The sequence below is a fragment of the Mesorhizobium sp. P3_A9 genome, from assembly GCF_056402975.1.
In genome coordinates this window covers 1-3,898 of record NZ_JBFUGJ010000456.1, presented here as the reverse complement: position 1 = coordinate 3,898, position 3,898 = coordinate 1, and the positions used below count along the sequence as shown (strand labels likewise).

Below are 3,898 nucleotides of genomic sequence, written 5' to 3'. Positions count from 1 at the left end.
GTCAGACAGGTGCAACGCTTCCTCGAGCGCATGGCTGATGAAGATGATTGCAATCCCCTCCTCCTTCAGGCGGCGGGCAAGATTGAAGAAGTGGAACTTCTCCTCAGGCGTCAGCGTAGCGGTCGGCTCGTCGAAGATGATGAGCCGCGCATTGTGGTGAACGGCGCGTGCGATCTCGACCAGTTGCTTCTTGCCGGCTCCCAGGAAGGACACCTGCGCGGTGGGATCGACGTAAAAGTTGAGAGACAGCAGGTAACGCTGGGCCTGGATGTTCAACCCGCGCAGCCGGTTGAACAGCTTTTCGTCGCCAAGGTATATATTTTGGGCCACCGACATAGATGGCACCAGATTGGTCTCCTGGAACACCATCGCTATCCCGTGGTTCAGCGCGTCGGACGGCGAATTCAGCGTCGTCGGCTGGCCATCCAGCAGCATCTCGCCCGAGCTCGGCTGGTAAACGCCGGCCAGTACTTTCATCAGCGTCGATTTTCCGGCACCGTTCTCACCCAGAATGGCGTGTATCTCGCCCGGGCGGATTTCGAAATCCACGTCAGAGATCGCCAGGACGCCGCGGAAATCCTTGGAAACGCCGCGCAATTGAACCAGCGGTGTCATGCTGCGTGCCCCGCAAGTTCATCGATCGCCACGATCTTTCCCGATCCCTTGGCGCCAACGAGAAGCCGCCCATCGGCTTCGCAAAGTGAAGTCACGCCGTGTACATCGCCATCGGCGCGGCTTTGACAATTTCGCACCATCGCCATGTCTTTGTCACAGCGCACGACAAGACCCATAGACCAGCTCGGCGACCAAGGCTTCAGCATGTTGAGCTTCTTGCGCGCACCGCCCTGTATGGGTTCCAGGAAGCTTCTCCCGGTGGCAAGCGATGGCGCGATCCAATAGTCGGGGTCGATTGTTTCGGTCATGCGCATGCGGTACTCGTCCTCCTTCAGGACGAATTCGACAAGCGGGTTGCGCGGCGCGAACATGGCCAGCCAGAAGCCACCTTCCGATGCTGGTGCGATACGCCCTGGATAAGCGGGGAGCGAGTCAAGGGCGATCTGTTGGCGCGAACCGTCGAGGCCCATCGAAAGGACGCGGTGACGCCAGGCCTCCGAGACGAAGACCCGGTCCTTCGACACGATAATCCCGGTTGGAAACGCGAGCCCAGAAGCGATCGAAATTGAAGTTCGCGTGCTGATGTCGATACGCCAGACCGACCCCGTCGCCGTCTTGGTCATCAGATCGCGCTTCCAGCCATGCGCTGGATTGCGCTCGGACCCGACTGCAACGAGCAAGGTCGAGCGGTCGGCGAAAGCCATCGCCGTGACGCACCGCGCATCGAGTGCCTCAGGGGCGATCAACTCCGAGGATTCCCCATCAGGGCTCTCGATGCGGATGCCCTCTCCTTCGACGGCGACAGCCAGCATGCACGCGCCCGCCGCCATGCTGGTCACGGGCTTGCCCATGGCTCTCGATCGGCTGATGGAAAGCCCCTGCCCGCCTTCGCCGGCGGTTGGCGCTAGGGTGTGTATCTCGCGACCGACCGAACAGATGATCTCTTGCCCCCAGAGCACAAGGTTGTCGACATCGGCGATATCCAGCAGCACTGGAGCCGCGTCGAGCTTCGCATTGGGTCGCAGTGGGCCGTCCATCGGCGGCACCGTACTGCCGGTCAGATCAAAACCGCGGAAGTTCGCCCAAGCCTGCTTGATGGCGCCGATCATGGGCGCGGCCCCCAATAGGCATCCTGCGCGCACCAATTGGGGTCGGCATCGGGCAGTTTGTAGCGGCCAATCCGGTTGTTCGAAACGCCGCCCAGATACAGCCATCCCCTGTGCTCGCGCATCGAGGTGATCATCGGGTGGTTGCGGCCCCCGAGATCCCACAGATTGTCGAGGATCTCTCCCTTCTCGTTGAACTTCACCACGCACCCGGTGTTGATGTTCGGGTAGAGCCACTGATCGGGCGCGACGCGTCTGGCCATGCGCTTGCGGAAGCCCGGCATGCGCATGGCAAGATCGAGCGCCGGCCCGCGCATGCCGAGCAGGGCCAGCCAGTAATTGCCGTCCGAGGACCGATTGATGTTGTCGGGATAACCCGGCAGGCTGGAGATGATCCTTTCGGTCTTGCCTTTCTTCGGCCCGTCGAACCAGTATCTGCTGATGGAACAGGTCCAGCTCTCCGCGAACATGAAGGATTGTCCGTCGGGACACATCGTGACGCCGTTGGCGAAGACCAGCTTCGGAATCTCGGTGTGGGTCTTGCCCGTCTTCGGATCGTAGCAGATCATGCGCCCGCTCGCCCGGCTTTCCAGTGCATCGGTTGCCCAGTCCTCCTGCTCGTAACGGATCGTTGCCTCGCTGAAATAGATGCGCCCGTCGGGTGCGACGTCGACGTCATCCGCCAGGCGAAGACGTGAATCGTCCACCACGGACGTCCAGCTCCTGTTCGTCTCGTCAGTGAGTTTGGTGACGGTCCTGTCGGGGGCAACCTGGAACAGACCCATACCGCCGATGCAGACGAGCAGGTTTCCGCTGCGATCGAATGCCATGCCGAGGGGATGGCCGCCGATATGCGCAAACACTTCGGAGCGTTTGTGGTCTGGACCGAAGAAACGGACAATATCGCCATGCCGGGTGCCGCAATAGAGATTGTCGTCGCGGTCGAGGATAACGTCTTCAGGTCCCTCAATCTGTCCGAGCCCGATAATCTCAACGGAGCGCAATCGATCGTTCAGCACATAGGGCGACCCGGGTGCGTCGACCTTCGGCGCCGGCGGCAGGGAAAGGTAGGCGGGCGAGACATAGACCTTGGCCAGAATGCGGTGGCGGTGCTTCTGCCAGCGCATGTCAACGAAGACGGCCGTGAGCAGGATCACTCCCAGTATGGTCGACGTGATCGGGCCGCTGATGCCCAAGTTGATCAAGCCGTTGGTGAGCATCAGCACCAGCAGGCTGCCAATGATCGCCTTTGCCACCGAACCCCGGCCGCCGCCAATCGCCGTGCCACCGAGGACCGCCGCGGTGAGCGCCTGCACTTCGAGCCCGACGCCGGTGTCAGACCCAGTACTGCCCAGCCGGGCGGCGAACAGGAAGCCGGCCAGCGCGCACATCGTGCTGGAGGCGACGTAGGTGAGGAACACCATGAACCGCACGTCGATGCCGGCGTTGAAGGCAGAACGCCGCGCCCCGCCAACGGCGGTGAGTCGCCAGCCTGGACGCATCCGCGACAGAACGAGGTGCCAGGCAAGGGCGATGATCAATGTGATCACCAATGAGGTCGGGACGCCGAGCACCGTGCCTTCGCCGATGAACAGCCAGAGATCGGACATGGAGAAGCCCGACATCATGGACGTGGACATCTTCACGAAGACAATCTCATAGATCGAGCGGAAGATGATCAGGCTGACCAAGGTGGTCAGAAAGGCGCGCAGACGCAGGTAGCCGACAAGCAGGCCGTTGATGGCGCCGCAGCAGATGCCCAGGCCCAGGATGCCGGCCAGGACGACGGGTATGGGCAACTCGTAGACGTTTACCCCGATCAGCGAGAACAGGACGGCCAGTGAGAAGACGGAAGCGACCGAAAGGTCGATGCCGCCTGAAATCATCACGACTGTCAGGGCCAGCACCACGAGACCGAATTCCGCGAACTGCCGGGCAAGGTCGGAAAGGCTCGACAGAGATAGAAAGTCTGGAATGATCGAGCCCAGCACCACGATCGTGAGCACAAGGGCGGAAAATGGAATTGCATTGTCGATCCAGCGCTTCGACAGGATCTCCCCGATCAGATGATCGGGGAGATAGCGCGAACGCAGATAGGCAATTGTGTCGCTGCTGGCCATGATCATCTTTGATATTCTTGTGATTTGCCTACTTCAGCTGATCCAGCTGCCAACAGG

At 61.1% G+C, this 3,898-nt stretch carries 3 protein-coding genes; all 3 read right to left on the bottom strand.

The annotated features are described in order from the left end of the window. On the bottom strand, nucleotides 1-615 hold a 615-nt coding region (locus AC1DX0_RS32365; protein ID WP_477358468.1), incomplete at its 3' end, for an ATP-binding cassette domain-containing protein. Further along, complete coding sequence (locus tag AC1DX0_RS32360; protein WP_477358467.1) at nucleotides 612-1,829, bottom strand: strictosidine synthase; 1,218 nt, start codon at nucleotides 1,827-1,829, stop codon at nucleotides 612-614. The genes AC1DX0_RS32360 and AC1DX0_RS32365, both read right to left, overlap by 4 nt. After that, nucleotides 1,721-3,841, bottom strand: coding sequence for an ABC transporter permease (locus AC1DX0_RS32355; protein ID WP_477222660.1), 2,121 nt, complete (start codon nucleotides 3,839-3,841; stop codon nucleotides 1,721-1,723). The genes AC1DX0_RS32360 and AC1DX0_RS32355 overlap by 109 nt, the downstream gene beginning before the upstream one ends. Nucleotides 3,842-3,898 lie beyond the last annotated feature (57 nt).